General features: G+C 71.9%; 19 protein-coding genes. 16 read left to right on the forward strand and 3 right to left on the reverse strand.

Annotation, left to right across the window (positions count from 1 at the left end):
• Nucleotides 1-439: 439 nt before the first annotated feature.
• The 6 genes from infC to pheT all read left to right on the forward strand — a co-directional run bounded on the left by infC (nucleotide 440) and on the right by pheT (nucleotide 6505).
• Nucleotides 440-1087, forward strand: coding sequence for a translation initiation factor IF-3 (gene infC, locus AB0J36_RS32770; RefSeq protein WP_355053109.1), 648 nt, complete (start codon nucleotides 440-442; stop codon nucleotides 1085-1087).
• Nucleotides 1088-1107: 20 nt separating this feature from the next.
• Nucleotides 1108-1302, forward strand: coding sequence for a 50S ribosomal protein L35 (gene rpmI / locus AB0J36_RS32775; RefSeq protein WP_355053110.1), 195 nt, complete (start codon nucleotides 1108-1110; stop codon nucleotides 1300-1302).
• 32 nt (nucleotides 1303-1334) lie between these two features.
• Nucleotides 1335-1727: a 50S ribosomal protein L20 gene (rplT, locus tag AB0J36_RS32780; RefSeq protein ID WP_007458417.1), complete on the forward strand. Its 393-nt coding sequence runs from the start codon at nucleotides 1335-1337 to the stop codon at nucleotides 1725-1727.
• Nucleotides 1728-1810: 83 nt separating this feature from the next.
• Nucleotides 1811-2608: an RNA methyltransferase gene (locus AB0J36_RS32785; RefSeq protein WP_357175903.1), complete on the forward strand. Its 798-nt coding sequence runs from the start codon at nucleotides 1811-1813 to the stop codon at nucleotides 2606-2608.
• Between the two features lie 220 nt (nucleotides 2609-2828).
• Nucleotides 2829-3908: a phenylalanine--tRNA ligase subunit alpha gene (gene pheS, locus AB0J36_RS32790; protein ID WP_357134722.1), complete on the forward strand. Its 1080-nt coding sequence runs from the start codon at nucleotides 2829-2831 to the stop codon at nucleotides 3906-3908.
• Between the two features lie 41 nt (nucleotides 3909-3949).
• Nucleotides 3950-6505, forward strand: coding sequence for a phenylalanine--tRNA ligase subunit beta (gene pheT, locus AB0J36_RS32795; protein ID WP_357398030.1), 2556 nt, complete (start codon nucleotides 3950-3952; stop codon nucleotides 6503-6505).
• Nucleotides 6506-6550: 45 nt separating this feature from the next.
• Here the strand turns inward: pheT and AB0J36_RS32800 are convergent, their stop codons facing one another.
• Nucleotides 6551-7435 (reverse strand): Crp/Fnr family transcriptional regulator, encoded by an 885-nt coding sequence (locus tag AB0J36_RS32800; protein ID WP_357398033.1) that lies wholly within the window; start codon nucleotides 7433-7435, stop codon nucleotides 6551-6553.
• Between the two features lie 176 nt (nucleotides 7436-7611).
• On the opposite strand from AB0J36_RS32800, the gene AB0J36_RS32805 reads away from it, so the two are divergent.
• From AB0J36_RS32805 to argH, 10 genes are all read left to right on the forward strand, one after another.
• Nucleotides 7612-8397, forward strand: a complete 786-nt coding sequence (locus tag AB0J36_RS32805) for a hypothetical protein (RefSeq protein ID WP_357398035.1) — start codon at nucleotides 7612-7614, stop codon at nucleotides 8395-8397.
• A gap of 149 nt (nucleotides 8398-8546) precedes the next feature.
• Nucleotides 8547-10697: a HEAT repeat domain-containing protein gene (locus AB0J36_RS32810; protein ID WP_363661529.1), complete on the forward strand. Its 2151-nt coding sequence runs from the start codon at nucleotides 8547-8549 to the stop codon at nucleotides 10695-10697.
• Entirely contained in the window at nucleotides 10694-11521 is an 828-nt protein-coding gene (locus tag AB0J36_RS32815; protein ID WP_357175919.1) for a hypothetical protein, read from the forward strand. Before AB0J36_RS32810 ends, AB0J36_RS32815 begins: the two co-directional genes overlap by 4 nt.
• Before the next feature lie 151 nt (nucleotides 11522-11672).
• Nucleotides 11673-12674 (forward strand): N-acetyl-gamma-glutamyl-phosphate reductase, encoded by a 1002-nt coding sequence (gene argC, locus AB0J36_RS32820; protein ID WP_357134718.1) that lies wholly within the window; start codon nucleotides 11673-11675, stop codon nucleotides 12672-12674.
• A gap of 55 nt (nucleotides 12675-12729) precedes the next feature.
• On the forward strand, nucleotides 12730-13902 hold the full coding sequence (argJ, locus tag AB0J36_RS32825) for a bifunctional glutamate N-acetyltransferase/amino-acid acetyltransferase ArgJ (protein ID WP_357398041.1): 1173 nt from the start codon (nucleotides 12730-12732) through the stop codon (nucleotides 13900-13902).
• Nucleotides 13899-14804, forward strand: coding sequence for an acetylglutamate kinase (gene argB, locus AB0J36_RS32830; protein ID WP_357134714.1), 906 nt, complete (start codon nucleotides 13899-13901; stop codon nucleotides 14802-14804). Before argJ ends, argB begins: the two co-directional genes overlap by 4 nt.
• On the forward strand, nucleotides 14801-16045 hold the full coding sequence (locus AB0J36_RS32835) for an acetylornithine transaminase (protein WP_357134713.1): 1245 nt from the start codon (nucleotides 14801-14803) through the stop codon (nucleotides 16043-16045). Before argB ends, AB0J36_RS32835 begins: the two co-directional genes overlap by 4 nt.
• Entirely contained in the window at nucleotides 16042-16977 is a 936-nt protein-coding gene (gene argF, locus AB0J36_RS32840) for an ornithine carbamoyltransferase (RefSeq protein ID WP_357134710.1), read from the forward strand. The genes AB0J36_RS32835 and argF overlap by 4 nt, the downstream gene beginning before the upstream one ends.
• Nucleotides 16974-17489: an arginine repressor gene (locus AB0J36_RS32845; RefSeq protein ID WP_357134708.1), complete on the forward strand. Its 516-nt coding sequence runs from the start codon at nucleotides 16974-16976 to the stop codon at nucleotides 17487-17489. Before argF ends, AB0J36_RS32845 begins: the two co-directional genes overlap by 4 nt.
• Nucleotides 17490-17571: 82 nt before the next feature.
• Nucleotides 17572-19035: an argininosuccinate lyase gene (argH, locus tag AB0J36_RS32850; protein WP_357134728.1), complete on the forward strand. Its 1464-nt coding sequence runs from the start codon at nucleotides 17572-17574 to the stop codon at nucleotides 19033-19035.
• 43 nt (nucleotides 19036-19078) lie between these two features.
• Here argH and AB0J36_RS32855 read toward each other — a convergent pair whose 3' ends face one another.
• Nucleotides 19079-19432, reverse strand: a complete 354-nt coding sequence (locus AB0J36_RS32855; protein ID WP_357134706.1) for an MmcQ/YjbR family DNA-binding protein — start codon at nucleotides 19430-19432, stop codon at nucleotides 19079-19081.
• Between the two features lie 138 nt (nucleotides 19433-19570).
• Entirely contained in the window at nucleotides 19571-19996 is a 426-nt protein-coding gene (locus AB0J36_RS32860; protein WP_357134704.1) for a DNA-binding protein, read from the reverse strand.
• Nucleotides 19997-20143: the final 147 nt, after the last annotated feature.

Raw genomic sequence — 20143 nt, forward strand, 5'->3', positions numbered from 1 at the left:
GCCCCGCGCCCCGCGCCCCGCGCCCCGCGCCCCGCGCCCCGCGCCCCGCGCCCCGCGCCCCGCGCCCCGCGCCCCGCGCCCCGCGCCCCGCGCCCGCCGGACGGTGCCTGCGCCAGCCGGGGTGTCCGGTTTGGGGGTGGGCGGGGCGGCGGTGTAGTGTTGTCGAGTCGACCAGGCTGTCTCCGCATGCGAGCAGACAGCCTCGAAAGCGGAGCGCCTGCTCCCACCCGAGTCGCCGCTACGGTGGCCGGGTCCGGTCACCGGTTCCGGGCATGTCCCGGTCCCGGATGCGCGATCCTGTGATCGTGCCGACCGGTCGAGCGGGCCCTGGCATGCGCCAGGGCCTTCTGTTTTCCAAGTCGGGTCCCTCCCGGGAGCCGCAGGGGTCGGCACCTGAGCAGAAACGACTCGAGGAGGCCCCATCAGCGTCGAACCACGCGTGAACGAGCAGATCCGGGCACGTGAGGTCCGACTGGTCGGCCCAGAGGGTGAGCAGGTGGGCATCGTCCCGCTGGAGCGCGCCCTTCAGCTGGCCGCGGACGTCGATCTGGACCTGGTCGAGGTTGCGCCGATGGCGCGCCCGCCGGTGTGCAAGCTCATGGACTTCGGCAAGTTCAAGTACGAGAGCGCACTCAAGGCGCGCGAAGCGCGGCGTAACCAGCAGCAGACCGTCATCAAGGAAATGAAGCTTCGGCCGAAGATCGACCCGCACGACTACGAGACCAAGAAGGGTCACGTGGTGCGGTTCCTCAAGGCGGGCGACAAGGTCAAGGTGACGATCATGTTCCGCGGTCGCGAGCAGAGCCGCCCGGAGCTGGGTTACCGGCTCCTGCGCCGGCTCGAGTCCGAGATCACGGATCTGGGATACGTCGAAGCCGCTCCCAAGCAGGACGGCCGAAACATGATCATGGTTCTCGCTCCGCACCGGGCCGTCAAGGCTTCCGCGGTCGCCGCCACGGCGTCGCGCGGTGGTCCTCGGGACCGGGTCGGGGACGAGTCCGCCGCTCCGGCAGCCGATGAGACCGCGGCGGTCGGCGAGACCGCAGCAGCCGGCGACACCGGCACCGCCGCCACCAGCGGCGAGTAACAGGGGAGAAGACGTTCCACATGCCGAAGATGAAGAGCCACACGGGTATGGGTAAGCGGGTCAAGCTGACCGGCAAGGGCAAGGTCGTTGCCCAGCAGGCCGGCCTGCGCCACAACCTGGAGAAGAAGCCCTCCACCCAGACCCGCCGGCTGACCGGCACGGTCGTGCTGGCCAAGGCCGACGTCAAGCGCATCAAGAAGCTGCTCGGCCGCTGACGCGCGCCACCTTTACGTAAGAAGGAGTTGAGATGGCACGCGTCAAGCGGGCTGTAAACGCCCAGAAGAAGCGTCGTACCCTGCTGGAGACCGCGAGTGGTTACCGCGGCCAGCGCTCCCGGCTGTACCGCAAGGCCAAGGAGCAGGTGCTGCACTCGATGCAGTACGCCTACCGGGACCGTCGTGACCGCAAGGGCGACTTCCGGCAGCTGTGGATCCAGCGGATCAACGCGGGCGCCCGGGCCAACGGGATGACCTACAACCGCCTGATCCAGGGCCTGCGTCTGGCCGGCATCGAGGTCGACCGCAAGATCCTGGCCGACATGGCCGTCAACGACGCCGCCTCGTTCGCGGCGATCGTCGAGCTGGCTCGGGCTGCGGTCACGGCCGAGGGCACCGGCGGCGCGGCGGCTCAGGCCGCCTGATCCCCACGCACCAGAGAGAGGCGTCTCCCGCGTCGGCACCGCCGTCCGGGGGGCGCCTCGATCGTGCCGAAGGAGCAAACCCCATGGCCTTCACCCCCCGTACCCCCAGGGTTGTCGCCGCCCGCCGCCTGCAACGCCGCCGGGACCGCGACGCCGCCGGCCGGTTCCTGGCCGAGGGCCCGCAGGCGGTCCGCGAGGCCCTGGCGCGGTCGGGGGTGGTCACCGAGCTTTTTGGTACGACCACCGCGCTGGATCGGCACCCGGAGCTGGCCGCCACGGCGGCCCGGGCCGACGTGCCGGTCTCCGAGGTGACCGACGACGCCCTCGCGGCCCTGGCCGAGACGGTCGCCCCGCAGGGGCTCGTCGCCGTCTGCCGGCACCTGGACGTGCCGCTGGAGCAGGCCCTCGCGGGTGCTCCCCGCCTGGTGGCGGTGCTCGCCGAGATCCGCGACCCGGGTAACGCCGGCACCGTGCTGCGCACCGCCGACGCGGCCGGCGCGAGCGCGGTGATCTTCGCCGGCGACGCCGTCGACCCGTACAACGGCAAGTGTGTCCGCGCCTCCGCCGGCAGCCTGTTCCACGTCGACGTGGTGCGCGCGCCCGATCCGGTCGCGGTGGTCGACGCGCTGCGCGCCGCCGGGCTGTCGATCTTCGCCACCACCGGGTACGGCGACAGCGACCTGGATGATCTGACCGACTACGGCCGGCTCGTCGGGCCCACCGCCTGGCTGTTCGGTTCCGAGGCGCACGGGCTGCCCGAGGCGTTGACCGCTGCCGCCGACGCCCGGGTGCGGGTGCCGCTGTACGGGCGCGCCGAGAGCCTCAACCTGGCTGCCGCGGCGGCCGTCTGCCTGTACGCTTCAGCGAGAGCACAGCGCTGAGGGTGTCTACACCCGGCGCGACTGACAGCAGGGGAGAGCGTCCGTCCATGAACGTGCCACGGCGTTCGTTTAGCCAGCCCGCCGGTGTCGGCGGGCGGCGGGCCTGACCTGCTCCCTGCGCAACTCCTACCGGCGGGCTGCGGCGCAGCCGCGCGTCCGTAGACTCGCTTCGCCGCCCCGATGACGGGCTGGCGCCGCCGTGAGGGAGTGCCCGTACGCCATGAGCTACCGCAACGATCCGTACGACCCGAAGCAGGTCGCCCTGCTCGACCCGGCCGCCCTGGCCGAGGCCGTCGCCGACGCCACGAAGGCGTTCGACGACGCCGCCGACCCGGACGCGTTGACCGCGCTGCGCCCCGCGCACCTCGGTGACCGGTCTCCGGTGTCCCTCGCGCGCCGGGAGATCGGCGCGTTGCCGCCGGCCGCGAAGTCCGACGCCGGCAAGCGGGTCAACGAGGCCCGCCGGGCGATCGAGACCGCGTACGCCGAGCGCGCCGAGGTGGTGGAGCGCGAGCAGGCCGCGCGGGTGCTCGTGGAGGAGCGGGTGGACGTCACATTGCCGTACGCCCGGCGTCCTCGTGGTGCCCGGCACCCGCTGAGCACGCTGATGGAGTCGATCAGCGACCTGTTCGTCGGGATGGGTTACGAGGTGGCCGAGGGGCCCGAGGTCGACCTGGAGTGGGTCAACTTCGACGCGTTGAACATCCCCGCCGACCACCCGGCGCGCGGGCTGATGGACACCTTCCACATCGCATCCCCTGATGGGTCCGCGGGCTCCGGGCTTGTTTTACGAACGCACACGTCGACGGTGCAGACCCGCACCATGCTCAGCCGCAAGCCACCGATCTACGTGATCGTGCCCGGCCGGGTCTACCGCACCGACGAGATCGACGCCACCCACAGCCCGGTGTTCCACCAGGCCGAAGGCCTGGTGGTCGACAAGGGCATCACGATGGCGCACCTGCGGGGCACCCTCGACCACTTCGCGCGGGCGATGTTCGGCCCGGAGGCGAAGACCCGGTGGCGGCCGCACTACTTCCCGTTCACCGAGCCGTCGGCGGAGTTCGACGTGTGGTTCCCGGAGCACCGCGACGGTCCGCAGTGGGTCGAGTGGGGTGGCTGCGGGATGGTCAACCCCCGGGTGCTGCGCGCCTGCGGGGTCGACCCGGAGGTCTACTCCGGCTTCGCCTTCGGCATGGGCATCGACCGGACCCTGATGGTCCGGCACGGGGTCAGCGACATCCGCCATCTCTTCGAGGGCGACGTGCGGTTCAGCCGCGCGCTCGGGACCGGGGCGTAGGGCGATGCGGGTACGAGACACGGGAACGGTGGTCTGAAGTCATGCGAGTTTCTGTCAGTTGGCTGCGGGAGTACGTCGACCTCCCCGCCGACCTGCCCACCGGCGATCTGGAGCAGGCTCTGGTCGACCTCGGTATCGAGGTCGAGTCCGTGCAGGACCTGCGCGCGAGCGTCACCGGTCAGCTCGTCGTCGGCGAGGTACGCGAGATCGAGGAGCTGACCGGCTTCAAGAAGCCGATCCGGTTCTGCCGGGTGGACGTGGGCGCCGCCAACGGCACCGGCGAGCCGCAGGAGATCGTCTGCGGGGCGCGCAACTTCGCCGTCGGCGACCGGGTCGTAGTGATCCTGCCCGGCGGCGTGCTGCCCGGCGGGTTCGCGATCGGCGCGCGCAAGACGTACGGGCACAACTCGGCCGGCATGATCTGCTCGGCCAGGGAGCTGGGCCTGGGCGACGACCACTCGGGCATCATCGTGCTGCCGCCGGAGGTGACCGCCAAGCCGGGTGACGACGCACGGTCCGTCGTGGGCCTCGACGACGTCGTGTTCGAGCTGGAGATCACCCCGGACCGGGGGTACGCGCTGAGCCTGCGCGGCCTGGCCCGGGAGCTGTCGCACGCGTTCGACGTGCCGCTGCGCGACCCGGGGATGGCGCCAGCGCCGGGCGGTACGCCGACGCCGGCGTACCCGGTCGAGGTCCGCGACACGGTCGGCTGTGACCGGTACGCCGCCCGCCTGGTGCGGGGCGTCGACCCGGCCGCGCCCACGCCGTCGTGGATGGCCCAGCGGCTCGTCACCGCCGGCATCCGCAGCATCTCGCTGCCCGTCGACATCACCAACTACGTGATGTTGGAGCTGGGCCAGCCGATGCACGCCTTCGACGCCGACCGGATCGCCGGCCCGCTGGTGGTCCGCCGTGCCGAGGCGGGGGAGAAGCTGACCACCCTGGACGGTGTCAGCCGGGTGCTCACCGCCGACGACATGGTCATCTGCGACGACACTGGCCCGATCTCGCTCGCGGCGGTGATGGGCGGCGAGACCAGCGAGGTCGACACCGGAAAGACCACAAACGTGCTTTTCGAGGCCGCCCACTGGGACCCGGCCATGGTCGGGCGCACGGCCCGCCGGCACAAGCTGTTCAGCGAGGCCGCGAAGCGCTGGGAGCGGGGCGTCGACCCGGCGGTGCCGCTGGTCGCGCTGGAGCGGGCCGTGCGGCTGCTCACCGAGCACGGTGGCGGCGCTCCGAGCGCCGAGATCCTGGACATCGACCACGTCCGGCCGCGTACGCCCATCACCCTGCCGGCGGACCTGCCGACCCGGCGGGTCGGCGTCGAGTACCCGCCCGCGCGGGTCGTCGCCCTGCTGGAGCAGGTGGGCTGCACGGTCGCGCAGGGCGCGGACCGGCTCTCCGAGGACCCGGGCGCGGTCGGCACGGCCAGCGGCGCCGGGTCGGCGCTGAGCGTCACCCCGCCGAGCTGGCGGCCCGACCTGACCGACCCGGCCGACCTGGTCGAGGAGGTCGTCCGCCTCGACGGGTACGACAAGGTGCCGTCGGTGCTGCCGACCGCGCCGCCCGGGAACGGCCTGACCCCGCGCCAGCGTCGCCGCCGGGCCGTCGCATGGTCGCTGGCCGAGCGGGGGTACGTGGAGGTGCTCGCGCACCCCTTCGTCTCCCCGGAGCTGGCCGACCAGCTCGGACTGCCGGCCGACGACCCGCGCCGACCCGCGGTGCGCCTCGCCAACCCGCTGTCCGAGGAGGAGCCGCTGCTGCGCACCACGCTGCTCGGCCCGCTGCTCGGCATCCTCAAGCGCAACCTCGGCCGGGGTCACCGCGACCTCGCCCTCTACGAGATCGGCGCGGTCTTCCACCCGCGCCCCGACGCCGGCAGCCCGCCGGCGATGGGCGTGGACCGGCGACCCACCGACGAGGAGTTCGCCGCCGCCGACGCGGTCGTGCCGGCCCAACCGGTGCACGTCGCGGCGGTACTCGCCGGTGACCTGGACCCGGCCGGCTGGTGGGGCGCGGGCCGCCCGGCCGGGTGGGCCGACGCCATCGAGGCGGCCCGGGACGTGCTGGCCGCCGCCGGCATCCCCGACGAGCGGGTCGAGGTACGGGCCGCCGAGCACGCGCCGTGGCACCCGGGCCGCTGCGCCGAGCTGCGGGTCGACGACACCGTCGTCGGATACGCCGGTGAGCTGCACCCGGCGGCGGTGGCGGCCCTGGAACTGCCCCGCCGCACCTGCGCCATGGAGCTGGACCTGGACCTGGACGTGCTGCCGCCGGTGCCGGTGGTTCCCGCGCCGACAGTGTCCGGGTTCCCGCCGGCGTTGATCGACGTGGCGTTGGTGCTGGACGAGTCGGTCCCGGCCGAACAGGTGCGTCGGGCGCTGGAGGCGGGCGCCGGCGAGCTGTTGGAGGACGTGCGACTGTTCGACGTGTACTCCGGCGCGCAGCTCGGCGAGGGTCGCCGGTCGCTGGCGTACAAGCTGACGTTCCGCGCCCCGGACCGGACGCTGACCGTCGAGGAGGCGCTGGCCGCCCGGGACGCGGCGGTCGCCGTCGCGGCCGACCGCTTCGGCGCGACCCTGCGCGGCGCCTGACACAGCTGACGGGCCCTCTCCCCCTTGCGCGGGGGAGAGGGCCCGTCAGCCGTCGCCGGACTCCAGCTCGCCGAGTTCGCGCAGGCCCGGTAGATCACAGACGGTGATCCGACGGTAGTCGGTGTCGACCAATCCGTCCGATCGCAGCTCTCGCAGGGCCTTCTGAATGGCGGTCTCGGAGGCGCCGCAGATGGTTGCCAGGTCGGGCTGCGTAAGTCGAACGTCGATGATGACGCCGTCCGGTCCCTGTCGACCGTGGCTGCGGCAGAGGTCGGCGATCACCCGGGCCACCCGCAGTTTCACCGGGTACGAGGTGAAGTCGATCCGTCGTCGGTTGGACCAGCGCAGCCGGTCGGAGACCATCGCAGCGAGTTCGAGAGCCGCGTCCGGGTGCTCCTTGAGGAACCGTTTGAAACGGTCCGGCTGGATCACGCTGTAGATCGCCGGACCGCAGGTCGTCACCGTAGCGGAGCGGGGTTCGTTGTTGAGCGCGGACATCTCGCCCACGAGGTCGCCTCCGACGCGGAGCGACAGGAGAGCGGGCCGGCCATCCGGCAGCGTGGCGGTGACCTTGGTGAGGCCCTCTTCGAGGAGTACGAGATGGGTCTCCCGTACGCCCTCGTGGATCACGATCTGCCCGGCGGGGACCTGACGACGGACACCCAACCGCAGTAGCGCCGTCCGCTCCCGTGGAGCGAGCCGTTGCAGGAACGTGCCGTAGGGCCACGTGTCGCCGGCCAGGTCGCGTGGTCGTAGCACCCGCAGCCTCCTTCTCCAGGGACAGCCGCCGAAGCGTAGCGGTTCCTGCGCGTAGCGCGATGCCCCTGCTTCGACCAACACCTCGATCAACAGGCGAACCGCTGTCAGGGCCAACACCACCATCGGGGGTAACCCGAGGCTGAGCAGCAGGTCAAGCAGATCCGTCCTCATGCGACAAGCACAGCGCGTGGGTGGCTGGGTGATCCCTCAGCAGGACGGGATGACGGGTTCTCGACTTCCGCCTGGGATGCCGTAGTTCTACGGGATTCCGGTCCGCGCATACCGGTTCGATGGCTCCTGCGGTGCTTGCCCGCGGGGCAAGCCGGATGAAGAAGGGCGGAAGTTGGATGCGACATCCCGAGCGGCGGCTGTTGATCTCCGTGGATATGGAGCGGTACAGCAGACGCGGCAACGTCCAACAGTACGAGGCGCAGCGGCACTTCCGAGAGCTGCTGCACGAGGCCGCCGAAGCTGTCGGTCTCGACCGGGTGGCCTGGACGACTCAGCAGGCGGGCGACGGCGAGCTGGCGATCGTGCCTCGTGAGGTGTCCGAGTCGCGGGTGATCGGCAGGTTCGTTCCGGAGCTGAACCGGCGGCTACGCCACCACAACAGCAGCCGTCTCCCGGCTGCAAAGATCCGGCTCCGGGTTGCAGTGCACCAGGGGCTGGTGCACCTGGACGGTGCGAACGGCTTCCCGGGCAACGCCGTGGTGTTCGTCTGTCGCTTGTGCGAGGCCGCTCCGGTCAAGCAGGCGCTGGCCGCCTTCCCTGATGCCGGCGTCGCGCTTGTCGTCTCGACCGAGATCTTTCGTGATGTGGTCACCGAGTACCCGGAGGAGATGCGGCCGGAGCGGTTCGTTCGGATCGAGGTGGCCCACCCGGACAAGGAATTCCGCGAGGACGCCTGGCTGTGCGTGGTGGACGAGGACATCAACGGCACCACGATCCCGGTCGTCCCGTCGCCCACCGAGCACGGCCCTGGGCAGACTGCGGAGAGCCCCACGGATCACGGCGGGATTCGTACCGGGGACATCCGGGTCAAGGGGCAGAACGCGATCGGTCCGGGCGCGACGGCGATCGGCTCGGTCGGCCGCGACGCGAACTTCGGTACGGGTAGAGGCGATCCCCGATGAGCGGTCGGTACGCCCCTGTCTCCGCCGACAGTCCGGGGGACCTGGACGACCCTTGGCACGACGTGTTGGAGGATGCCTCCGGCGATGGCCCACACGGTGACGTCGTGTATGGCGCGGTTCGCGGACCCCGGGACGGCTCGCCTGTCGCGGTGGAGTCCCTCGACGGCGAGGATGAGCCGGTCTCTCCTGCGGAGCCGGCCGAGGAACCACCGGAGGAGGACGATCCGGAAGACCTCCTGGATCCCGGGGACGTGCTGCGTAGGCTGGCTGGCCTGCTGGGCGGTTCGACGATCGATGTCGGCGATGTTCGGGTTCAGGGACAGAACGCCACCGGCCCTGGCGCCGTCGCCATCGGAACGGTCAACGTCACCGCCGGACGATCCGACGGCGCAGGGCGCGTCTGGTTCCAAACCCTTGTCGAGGCCGGTCTTCGTGAGACTGCGGGCAGGTATGCCGACGCGCCGAGTGATCGGCGGCTTGACCACCAACTCCAGCATCACCACCTGGTCTGCCTCTCCGGCTCGGTTGGAAGCGGACGGTTCACCTCAGCCACCCTGGCGGTGGCCCGGAGACACGGGTTCGAGCGGGTCCGCGTACTCGGTGTCGACCAGTTGGCCGACCTGCTCGGCGTGGACGCACCGTTGCCCGCCGGGCACGGTTACGTGCTCCGGCTGAACGAGGCGGCTGTTCGCGAGGTGGACGGGTTCACGCTCGTGGCGTTGGCGGCCCGGGCCGAGACCTCCGGCAGCACGCTCATTCTGGTCGGGGACTTCTCCCGACGAAAGCACGATTTAGTCGGCCACATCGTCGAACACCGTTCGGCCCCGGCGGCCGAGGTGTTTAGGGCGCAGCTTCGCCAACAGCTCACAGGGCAGTGCGTCGGCTGGTGCACAGGCACGTGCGAGGGGCGTTGCGTAGAGCGATACGTGGATGAGGACTGCGTCGGGCATCCACTGCTATCGGCCTACCTGGCCAGCGAAACTCGACCCGGCGACGTCATCGCGATTGTCGCGACGATCGCTCGGACGGTTCCGAAGGGCGGCGCGCTGGCTGAGCGGCTGGAGCAGTTTCTGCCGCTCCAACTACGGGAGCGCGCGGCCGAGATCCTCGACGTGCGACGCCGCGGCGAGGAGGTCGACGCGTTCCCTCACGACGAGGTGCGGGCCTTCCGCCTGTCCTGTGCCGTCCTTGCCGGGCAGCCCGTGACCGAGATACACCAGGCAGCTCAGCGTCTGGCCCGGTTCGACTTCCAGGAACCCGCCTCGACCGGCGCCCCTTTTCGGGGTTCGATGCTCGACGCACTGTTGGGGTCGACACTGGGCCAGGCCGTCACACGGCTGACCGACCCGCGCGTACCAGGTGGGTGCCGGATCGACTTCTCGCCCGGCGCCCAGCCACTCCGGTCGGTGTTACTGGACGTCGCGTGGACGGAGTGGTGGTCGCCCAAGCAGTTGCTCGACTGGTTGGCAGACCTGATCCGCGGAGACTCTCCGGCGGTCCGACAGGCCGCAGCGGGCGCCATCGGTTGGTCTGCGACACGCGATGTGCAGGCAGCCCTCGACGCCGTGGGGGAACTGGCCCGGGAACGGCGGGCAGGGGTTCGGCAGGCCGCAGCGATCGTCCTGGTCGCCATGGCGATGCAGCCTGGGTTGCGTACTCGGATTCGGGCCGAACTCGATCAGTGGGTAGCCGGTTCAGCAGCTCACCTACGGGACACCGTGGCCCGTGCGTACAGCCTCGGGCTGGCCCGGCTCTGGCCGGAGTCGGCGCTGGTCCAACTGCGTCAGGTTGCGCAGGCCCGGATGCAGCGGCGGAACAACTCCGTCGTACGAGGGCTGGTCGAGGTGTACCGCAACGGTCACGCGGCGAGCGTATTGCCGGCCCTGGTGGACTGGACCTCGTCGGCCGATCCTGAGGTGCGACTCCACGCGGCGCGGACCCTGCGGGTACTTGCGGACCGCTGGGCTGAACCGCCCCGAGAGCACTGGCCGGAGCTGCTGCACCTGGTGGACCAGCGAACGATCGAACTGGCCGACCTTGCCGTCGTCTGGGCGACCGCTCTCAGCCTGCCAAGAACGGCGTACCGATCGTGGCGAACCCTTGGCTTCTGGTTGGACCGGGCGGACCAGCAGCCGGTCGTCGCCGGCCACTGCCTTGACCTGCTGCGTCACGTCATCGCCGGACAGCCCGCGCTGCGTCATCGCCTGAACCATCAGCTTCACCACGTGTGGCGTCCGGTGATGCCACACCACGACCTGCTCGACGACGTACAACTACTGATCGATGAGGAGACGCGATGAGCGCAGGCCCTGTCGGTGGCCCCGGCACGAGAGCACCCGTACCTGGGCAGGTGGAACGCCGCCGCTGGTGGCATGCGTTCTTCCCGCCGACCGAGCCCCCGCTTCCGCCGGCCCCACCTGCGCCGATCGTCCCAGCCACCGTGACATTCCGGCAGGACGTCCCGGTGCCGATCCTGGTGCCGGCGAAGGGGGACGCTTACGACTTCCGCCTGCACACCGTCTACAACTGGACGGCGCAGAACATGACCTACGAGGAGCTTCGGTTTCGCGCCGAGCGGTATCTGGGGTGGGCTGGCGGGATCGTCCGGGAACGGGCGGTGGACCTGGCACGTGAACACGAGCCCCACCGTTCGCACGACCTCGAACGTGCGCTGAACAGTCTGCTCGGTGGTCAGCGCTGGCCGCGTGAGGGTTCGCCGCACTTCGGGGTGCTCGTCCGCGTCAGTCCCGACGAGCGGGTGCGTGAGCGGCTCCGGCCGTACTGGGAGGATCGGATTCGGCTTGAGTGTGATCACGAGTTGCAGAAGATCCGGGCGGCCCAGGCGGATGAGCTGACTCGTCGCTGGTGTGCCGTGCTGCAGAATCTCGAGGACGATCCCGTCACCTCGCACGCGGCGCGGTTGACAAGCGAGCAGTTCGCCGAGGTGTTCGGTCGGTACGTCCAGGAGCGTCGGGAGGCCGTGCCCGAACTCGTGAGACTGCTGCGCGAGGCGGTTCGGGGGCACGGGGATCTCGGTATGGGGCCGAGCGAGTACACGGAGGCGTGGGACGCCGCCCTGCGGACGTACGAGCGCCAGCACGGGTTGTCCGAGCAGTCGAGCTGACAGCGGGGCGTCCTCTGCTGGAACGCCCGGGTGGAGGACGCCACCCTGCGCCGACCGACACCGGCCTTCATCACCATGCAGTAGGCTGTATTAACTTGCAGGAAACAATCACTCTTGCTAGTCTCCTCTGCATAGTCATGCGGAGGTGGGTATGGGAATTCGAGTCGCGGTCGCGGGCGCGAGCGGGTACGCGGGCGGTGAGCTGCTGCGTCTGGTCGCCGGGCACCCGGAGTTCGAGCTGGTCGCCGCCACCGCGCACCGCCAGGCCGGGCACCGCGTCGACGTGGCGCATCCGCAGCTCACCGGGCTCGACCTGGTGTTCGGCGAGACCGATCCGTCGATCCTCGCCGACGCCGACCTGGTCTTCCTGGCGCTGCCGCACGGCGAGTCGGCGGCCCTCGCGGCCCAGCTCCCGCCCGAGGTACGCGTCGTCGACCTGGGCGCCGACCACCGGCTCGCCGACCCGTACGCCTGGGCGCAGTACTACGGCGGCACGCACGCCGGCCAGTGGACGTACGGCCTGCCCGAGCTGCCCGGCCAGCGGGAGCTGATCGCGGGCTCCACCCGGGTCGCGAACACCGGTTGCTACGCCGCCGCCATCACCCTCGCGCTCGCGCCGCTGATCGCCGACGGCGCGGCCAACCCCGCCGACGTGGTCGTGGTCGCCGCCTCGGGCACCTCCGGCGCGGGCCGGGCGGCGAAGCCGCACCTGCTCGGCAGCGAGGTGATGGGCGACCTGTCGCCGTACCGGGTCGGCACCCACCAGCACGTGCCCGAGATCAAGCAGGCCTCCGGGGCGACCGGCCTGTCGTTCACCCCGGTCCTCGCGCCGATGCCACGCGGCATCCTCGCCACGGTCACCGCCGTGCCGGCCCGCGGCGTCGACCCGCAGGAGGTGCTGACGCGGGCGTACGCCGACGCGCCGTTCGTGCACGTGCTGCCGGAGGGGAGGTGGCCGCACACGGCGGCCACGCTGGGCTCCAACTCGTGTCATCTGCAGGCCACCGTCGACGTCGACTCGGGTCGGCTGATCGTGGTCAGCGCCCTGGACAACCTCGGCAAGGGCGCCGCCGGCCAGGCCGTGCAGAACGCCAACCTGATGCTCGGCCTGCCGGAGACGACGGGCCTGTCGATCTGGGGAGTCAGCCCGTGAACGCGAGGAGTGCAGCGCGGCCCAGTCCCGCAGTCGCGAACGGGAGGGGAGTCGCGTGAGTGTCACCACCCCTCGGGGGTTCCGGGCCGCTGGAGTGACCGCCGGACTGAAGGCCAGCGGTGGCCCGGACGTCGCGCTGGTGGTCAACGACGGCCCGGACGCCGGTGTCGCCGGTGTCTTCACCACCAACCGGGTCAAGGCCGCGCCGGTGCTCTGGAGCCAGCAGGTCGTGCAGGGCGGCGTGGTCCGCGCGGTGGTGCTCAACTCCGGTGGCGCGAACGCCTGCACCGGCCCGGCCGGTTTCCAGGACACGCACGCCACGGCCGAGCACACCGCCTCGGCGCTGAGCGCGGTCAGCCCGCGGCTGCTCCTCGGGGCCGGCGAGGTGGCGGTCTGCTCCACCGGGTTGATCGGTGAGCGGTTGCCGATGGACAAGCTGCTGCCGGGCGTCCGTACCGCCATCCGGCAGTTGTCGCGTGACGGCGGCCTGGCCGCCGCCGAGGCCATCATGACCACCGACACCCGGCCGAAGACCACGGTGGCCCGGGGCAGTGGATGGACGGTCGGCGGCATGGCCAAGGGCTCCGGCATGCTCGCGCCGGGCATGGCCACCATGCTCTGCGTGCTCACCACCGACGCGGTGGCGGGGCCGGCGGTCCTGGACGAGGCGCTACGCGCCGCGGCCCGGGTGACGTTCGACCGGGTCGATTCCGACGGCTGCATGTCCACCAATGACACGGTGCTGCTGTTGTCCAGCGGCGCCAGCGGCATCGAGCCGACCCCGGCCGAGTTGGCCGCCGCGGTCACCACGGCCTGCCACGACCTGGCGCAGCAGCTCATCGCCGACGCGGAGGGCGCCACCAAGCAGGTCGCCATCGACGTCGTGGGGGCCGCGACCGAGGACGACGCGGTCGAGGTGGGCCGCTCGGTCGCTCGCAGCAACCTGGTCAAGACCGCCCTGTTCGGCAACGACCCGAACTGGGGTCGGATCCTCGCCTCGGTCGGCACCACCACGGCCGCCTTCGAGCCGGACAAGGTGGACGTGGCCGTCAACGGGGTCTGGCTGTGCCGGGGCGGCGCGGTGGCCGAGGACCGTTCGACGGCCGACCTCAGCGCGCGGGACGTCAGCATCCGGATCGACCTACGCGCGGGCGATTCGACGGCCACCATCTGGACCAACGACCTGTCCCACGCGTACGTGCACGAGAACTCGGCGTACTCGACATGAATCTCAGCAGTGATCTCACCCGTGCGCAGGTGAAGGCGGAGACGCTGATCGAGGCGCTGCCCTGGCTGGCGCGTTTCTCCGGCTCCACGGTCGTCGTCAAGTACGGCGGCAACGCCATGACCGAGCCGGAGTTGCAGCGGGCGTTCGCGGCCGACATGGTGTTCCTGCGGTACGCCGGTCTGAAGCCCGTGGTGGTGCACGGCGGCGGTCCGCAGATCTCGGCCATGCTGGGCCGGCTCGGCATCGAGAGCGAGTTCCGGGGCGGTCTGCGGGTGACGACCGCCGAGGCGATGGACGTGGTCCGGATGGTGCTCGTCGGGCAGGTCGGGCGGGAGCTGGTCGGGCTGATCAACTCGCACGGCCCGTACGCCGTCGGCCTCTCCGGCGAGGACGCGCGGCTGTTCACGGCGGTGCGCCGCCCGGCGTACGTGGACGGGCTGCCGGTCGACGTGGGCCAGGTGGGCGACGTCGAGTCGGTGGACACCTCGGCGGTGACCGACCTGATCGACGCCGGCCGGATCCCGGTGATCTCGACGGTCGCGCCGGACGTCGACGGTGTCCTGCACAACCTCAACGCGGACACCGCCGCCGCCGCGCTCGCCGTCGCCCTACGGGCCCGCAAGCTGGTCGTCCTCACCGATGTGGCCGGCCTGTACGCCGACTGGCCGGACACCAACAGCCTGGTCTCCGTGATCACCGCGGACGACCTGGCCAAGCTGCTGCCCCGCCTGGAGTCGGGGATGGTACCGAAGATGGAGGCCTGCCTGCGGGCCGTGCGCGGGGGCGTGCCGGCCGCGCACGTGGTCGACGGCCGGGTGGCGCACTCCACGTTGCTCGAGGTGTTCACGTCGGAAGGGTTCGGAACGATGGTGGTGCCGCAGGACGGGACGGACGGGGCATGAGCAGTCTGGTGCGACGGTGGACGCAGTCCATGATGGACAACTACGGAACTCCGCCGCTGGCGCTGGTCTCCGGCGCGGGCGCCGTGGTGGTCGACGAGGCGGGCCGCGAGTACGTGGACCTGGTGGGCGGGATCGCGGTGAACGCTCTCGGTCACGCCCATCCGGCGGTGGTGGCCGCCGTGTCGAAGCAGGTGGCCACGCTGGGGCACGTCTCCAACCTCTTCGTCGCCGAGCCGCCGGTGGCTCTCGCGGAGCTGCTGCTGGCGCTCGCCGGCAGCCGAGCCGGCCGGGTCTTCTTCGCCAACTCCGGCGCGGAGGCGAACGAGACCGCCTTCAAGCTGTCCCGGCGCACCGGGCGCAGCCACGTGGTCGCCACCAACGGCGGCTTTCACGGTCGCACCATGGGCGCCCTCGCCCTGACCGGTCAGCCCGCCAAGGCGGACCCGTTCCGGCCGTTGCCCGGCGAGGTGACCCACGTCGACTACGGCGACGTGAGCGCCCTGGAGGCGGCGGTCACCGACGCCACCGCAATGGTGATCCTGGAGCCCATCCAGGGTGAGAACGGCGTGGTCGTACCGCCGACCGGCTACCTGACGGCGGCCCGGCGGATCACCGCCCGGCACGGGGCGCTGCTGGTGCTCGACGAGGTGCAGACCGGCATCGGCCGTACCGGGCACTGGTTCGCCCACCAGGCCGAGGGCGTGGAGCCCGACGTGGTGACCCTGGCCAAGGGCCTGGGTGGTGGGCTGCCGCTGGGCGCGACGCTCGCCTTCGGCCGGGCCGCCGACCTGCTCACCCCCGGCTCGCACGGTACGACCTTCGGCGGCAACCCGGTGAGCTGCGCCGCCGCGCTCGCCGTGGTGGCTACCATCGCCAACGAAGGGCTGCTCGACCACGTCAAGCGCGTCGGCGAACGGCTGCGTCGGGGCATCGAGGCGCTGGACCACCCGCTCGTCGCGGGCGTACGCGGGGCCGGGTTGCTGCTCGGCGTGGTGCTCACCGCGCCGGTGTCGACGGTCCTGGCCGAGGCGCTGCGGGAGGCCGGCTTCCTGACCAACCCGGTGCAGCCGGGCGTACTCCGCCTCGCCCCGCCGTTGATCCTCACCACCGAGCAGGTCGACGCGTTCCTCGCCGCGCTCCCGGCGGCCCTGGACGCGACGGCCCCGGCGGCGGCCGGCACGAGCGCTCCCGCGACCACCGAATCCTCCACCCAGCCCACCACGACGGGGACGACCGCATGATCCGGCACTTCCTGCGCGACGACGACCTCTCGCCCGCCGAACAGTCGAGCGTGCTCGACCTGGCGGCCCGGATGAAGGCCGATCGGTTCGGCCACCAACCGCTGGCCGGCCCCCGCTCGGTGGCGGTGCTCTTCGACAAGCAGAGTCTGCGGACGCGGATCTCGTTCGACGTCGGCATCGCCGAGCTGGGCGGCCATCCGCTGGTCGTGGACACCCAGGTCACTCACTTCGGCCGGGGCGAGACGCTCGCCGACGCGGGCCGGGTGCTGTCCCGCTACGTCGCGGCGATCGTGCTGCGTACCCACGGCGACGACCGGATCGCCGAGGTCGCCGGCGGCGCTACCGTCCCGGTGGTCAACGCGCTCACCGACGGGTTCCACCCCTGCCAGCTGCTGGCCGACCTGCTGACCATCCGGGAGCGGTGCGGCGGCACGTCCGGCCGGACCCTGGCCTATGTGGGCGACGGCGCGAACAACATGGCGCAGTCGTACCTGCTGGCCGGGGCCATGGCCGGGATGCACGTGCGGATCGCCGGCCCGGCGGGGTTCGCGCCGGACGAGGACGTGGTGCGGCGGGCCGCCGAGATCGCGGCCGGGACCGGCGGGTCGGTACGGGTGCTGACCGACCCGGCGCAGGCGGCCCGCGACGCCGACGTGCTGGCCACCGACACCTGGACCTCGATGGGTCAGGAGGCCGACGGTTTGGACCGCATCACCCCGTTCCTGCCGTACCAGGTCAACAAGGAGCTGCTCGACCACGCCGCGCCGGACGCGATCGTGCTGCACTGCCTGCCGGCGCACCGGGGCGAGGAGATCACCGACGAGGTGCTCGACGGTCCGCAGAGCGCGGTGTTCGACCAGGCGGAGAACCGGCTGCACGCCCAGAAGGCGCTGCTGGCGTTCCTGCTCGCGGCCTCCGGGGAGCGACGATGACCGCCCCCTTGACCCGCGCCGCCCGGCACGCCCGGATCGTCGAGCTGATCCGGGACCGGCCCGTACGCTCGCAGACCGAACTGGCCGACCTGCTCGCCGCCGACGGCGTCGGGGTCACCCAGGCGACCCTCTCGCGCGACCTGGAGGAGTTGGGCGCGGTCAAGGTGCGCGGCGGCGACGGCCCGGCCGTCTACCTGATCCCCGAGGACGGGAAACGGCCGCTGCGCGACGCCGAGGCCGCCCCGGCCCGGCTGGTGCGCCTGCTGCGCGAGCTGCTCAACGGGGTGGACGCCAGCGGCAACATCGCGGTGCTGCGTACCCCGCCGGGTGCGGCCCAGTACCTGGCCAGCGCGTTGGACCGGGCGGGCCTGCCCGAGGTCGTCGGCACCATCGCCGGCGACGACACCATTCTCGTCGTGGCCCGTGAGACCGTCGGTGGGGCCGCGCTCGGCGACAAGCTCGCCGGTTGGTCCCGCCGGGAAGACAGCGTCGAAGGGGACAGCGCACCGTGACCGCGCACAGGTGGAGCACGCCGAGCCGGATGGCTGCGGCCCGTGCCGCCCGGATGGGTGGCTGACGAACATGGGGACCACAATGGGCGGCGTGGACGACAAGACCCTCACCGAGAACAGCGCCGGCACCAACCGGACGAGCCTGTGGGGTGGCCGGTTCGCCGGTGGCCCCGCCGAGGCGCTCGCCCGGCTGTCGGTGAGCGTGCAGTTCGACTGGCGGCTGGCCCCGTACGACATCGCGGGTTCCCGGGCGCACGCCCGGGTCCTGGCCGGCGCCGGCCTGCTCGACCCGGAGGAGCTGGGCCGCATCCTGGCGGCCCTGGACGACCTGGAGGCGGCCTGCGCGTCGGGGGCGTTCCGGCCCACCGTCGACGACGAGGACGTGCACACCGCGCTGGAACGGGGGCTGCTGGAGCGTCTGGGGAGCCTCGGCGGCAAGCTGCGTGCCGGTCGGTCCCGCAACGACCAGGTCGCCACCGACCTGCGGCTCTACCTGCGGGACCACGCGCGGGGTGTGGCCAGCCGCGTCGTCGAGCTGGCCGAGGCGCTCGTCGAGCAGGCCGAGCGGCACGTCGACACGGCCGCGCCCGGTATGACCCACCTCCAGCACGCCCAGCCGGTCACCTTCGGGCACTGGTTGCTGGCCCACGTGCAGCCGCTGCTGCGCGACCTGGAGCGGCTGCGCGACTGGGACCACCGGGCGGCGATCAGCCCGCTCGGCGCGGGCGCGCTCGCCGGGTCGGGGCTTCCGCTGGACCCGGTGGCGGTCGCCAAGGAGCTGGGTTTCCGCACGTCGTTCGCCAACTCGATGGACGCGGTCGCCGACCGGGACTTCGTGGCCGAGTTCCTCTTCACCACCGCGCTGATCGGGGTGCACCTGTCCCGCCTGGGCGAGGAGGTGGTGCTGTGGACGTCGCACGAGTTCGGCTGGGTAGAGCTGGACGACGCGTTCGCGACCGGTTCGTCGATCATGCCGCAGAAGAAGAACGCGGACATCGCCGAGCTGGCCCGGGGCAAGTCCGGCCGGTTGGTCGGCGGCCTGATGACGGTGCTGACCATGCTCAAGGGCCTGCCCATGACGTACGACCGGGACATGCAGGAGGACAAGGAGCCCGCGTTCGACGCCGTCGACACCCTGGAGCTGCTGCTCCCGGCCCTGGCCGGGATGATCTCGACGATGACCGTCCGGGTGGACCGGCTCGTCGCGGCCGCGCCGGTGGGCTTCTCCCTCGCCACCGAGGTCGCCGACTGGCTGGTCCGGCGCAACGTGCCGTTCCGTGACGCGCACGAGATCACCGGTCGGTTGGTGGCGCTCTGCGCGGCCCGCGAGTGCGAGCTGGAGGACGTCTCCGACGCCGACCTGGCCGCCGTCAGCGAGCACCTCGACCCGTCCGTGCGTGACGTGCTCTCGGTGCGCTCGGCCCTCGCGGCCCGCACCACCCCCGGCTCGACCGGCCCCGGTCCGGTCGCCGACCAGCTCGCCGCCGCGGCGGACCGGCTGGCCGGCTGGCGGGAGTGGGCCACCGAGCGGGTCGTACCCCGCTGACGCCAGGCGTGGCGTCGGCGCGGGCCGCCGGCGCCACGGTGGTTCAGGCCGTCGGGCGCTCCCGCTTCGGGAGCTTGGCCACCACCATGTCGTACGACGAGTCGACCGCCTCGGTCAGCTCGTCGGTGTCGATCCCGCCGTCGAGGCGCAGCGTGTTCCAGCCGGACCGGCCGATGTACGGCATCGGGCGCGCGTCGGCGGGGTGGCGGTGCAGCCACTCGTCGGCGATCTCGCGGGTCGCGCCGCACTTCACGCCGACGGTGGGCGCCGCGACGCCGTTGCCGAGGAACGCGAAGATCCGGCTGCCCACCTTCACCACCTCGTCGTCCTCCCACGGCCGGTCCAGCCACGCTCCCGGCTTGGCCAGGCAGTACGACAACATCTCCGCACGTTCCACAAACCCCTCCTAGTCATAACCCCGCCCCCCGCCCCGCGCCCCGCGCTCGCACATCGCGCCGATCTTGCAGTTTGTGCTGTCGATACGCGACCGATCTCCCGTTCTGTCGGGACAGAAAGTGCAAGATCGGCGCGGGGATCAGGGGGTTTGGTCCGTGGAGCGGGCCGCTACCCGTTCGTAGCGTTGGCGGGCGGCCTGCGCGCTGCCCAGCCCCAGCCCGTACGCGATGGACTGCCAGGTCAGGCCCCGGTCGCGGGCGAGGGTGAGCAGTCCCGCCTCCAGGGCGTCCAGCTCGGCGCGTACGTGTGGCAGCAGGGTCAGGGCGGCCGTCAGGTCGGCGGCGTCGACCGGCTCCTCGGCGGGCTCCCGCTCGGCGCCGCCGGCGGCGAGCGCGGTGACCAGGGCGACCGCCTCCCACGGGTCCAGCACGTGCGGGTGGGCCCAGCGCCCCCGCCGCGCGTCGGAGCCGGCGTGCCGCTCGCTGATCCGTTGCAGCGCCTCGTAGGTGCGGTGGGCGCGCGCCCGACCCGGGTCGGGCGCCGTGAAGAGGTCCGAGGTGGTCATGTACCGAGCACACCCCATCAACGAGCTGTTGTCAACGGTCTGTTGAAGCGTGGGGGGGGGGGGAGAGGGGGGGCCCCCCCCCCCCCCACAAGAGCCCCGGCGACCGCCGGGCGGGTGGAGTGTGGTTGTGGAGATGTGGGGGGGGGT

This window comes from Micromonospora sp. NPDC049662 (assembly GCF_040675055.1).
GTDB lineage: Bacteria > Actinomycetota > Actinomycetes > Mycobacteriales > Micromonosporaceae > Micromonospora.

Coding starts and splice junctions, on each gene's coding strand:
- rpmI (WP_355053110.1), top strand. CDS start 1,108: ATGCCGAAGATGAAGAGCCACACGGGTATGGGTAAGCGGGTCAAGCTG.
- pheT (WP_357398030.1), top strand. CDS start 3,950: ATGCGAGTTTCTGTCAGTTGGCTGCGGGAGTACGTCGACCTCCCCGCC.
- argC (WP_357134718.1), top strand. CDS start 11,673: ATGGGAATTCGAGTCGCGGTCGCGGGCGCGAGCGGGTACGCGGGCGGT.
- AB0J36_RS32860 (WP_357134704.1), bottom strand. CDS start 19,996: ATGACCACCTCGGACCTCTTCACGGCGCCCGACCCGGGTCGGGCGCGC.
- AB0J36_RS32835 (WP_357134713.1), top strand. CDS start 14,801: ATGAGCAGTCTGGTGCGACGGTGGACGCAGTCCATGATGGACAACTAC.
- argB (WP_357134714.1), top strand. CDS start 13,899: ATGAATCTCAGCAGTGATCTCACCCGTGCGCAGGTGAAGGCGGAGACG.
- AB0J36_RS32845 (WP_357134708.1), top strand. CDS start 16,974: ATGACCGCCCCCTTGACCCGCGCCGCCCGGCACGCCCGGATCGTCGAG.
- argH (WP_357134728.1), top strand. CDS start 17,572: ATGGGCGGCGTGGACGACAAGACCCTCACCGAGAACAGCGCCGGCACC.
- pheS (WP_357134722.1), top strand. CDS start 2,829: ATGAGCTACCGCAACGATCCGTACGACCCGAAGCAGGTCGCCCTGCTC.
- AB0J36_RS32785 (WP_357175903.1), top strand. CDS start 1,811: ATGGCCTTCACCCCCCGTACCCCCAGGGTTGTCGCCGCCCGCCGCCTG.
- argF (WP_357134710.1), top strand. CDS start 16,042: ATGATCCGGCACTTCCTGCGCGACGACGACCTCTCGCCCGCCGAACAG.
- AB0J36_RS32815 (WP_357175919.1), top strand. CDS start 10,694: ATGAGCGCAGGCCCTGTCGGTGGCCCCGGCACGAGAGCACCCGTACCT.
- rplT (WP_007458417.1), top strand. CDS start 1,335: ATGGCACGCGTCAAGCGGGCTGTAAACGCCCAGAAGAAGCGTCGTACC.
- AB0J36_RS32805 (WP_357398035.1), top strand. CDS start 7,612: ATGCGACATCCCGAGCGGCGGCTGTTGATCTCCGTGGATATGGAGCGG.
- AB0J36_RS32800 (WP_357398033.1), bottom strand. CDS start 7,435: ATGAGGACGGATCTGCTTGACCTGCTGCTCAGCCTCGGGTTACCCCCG.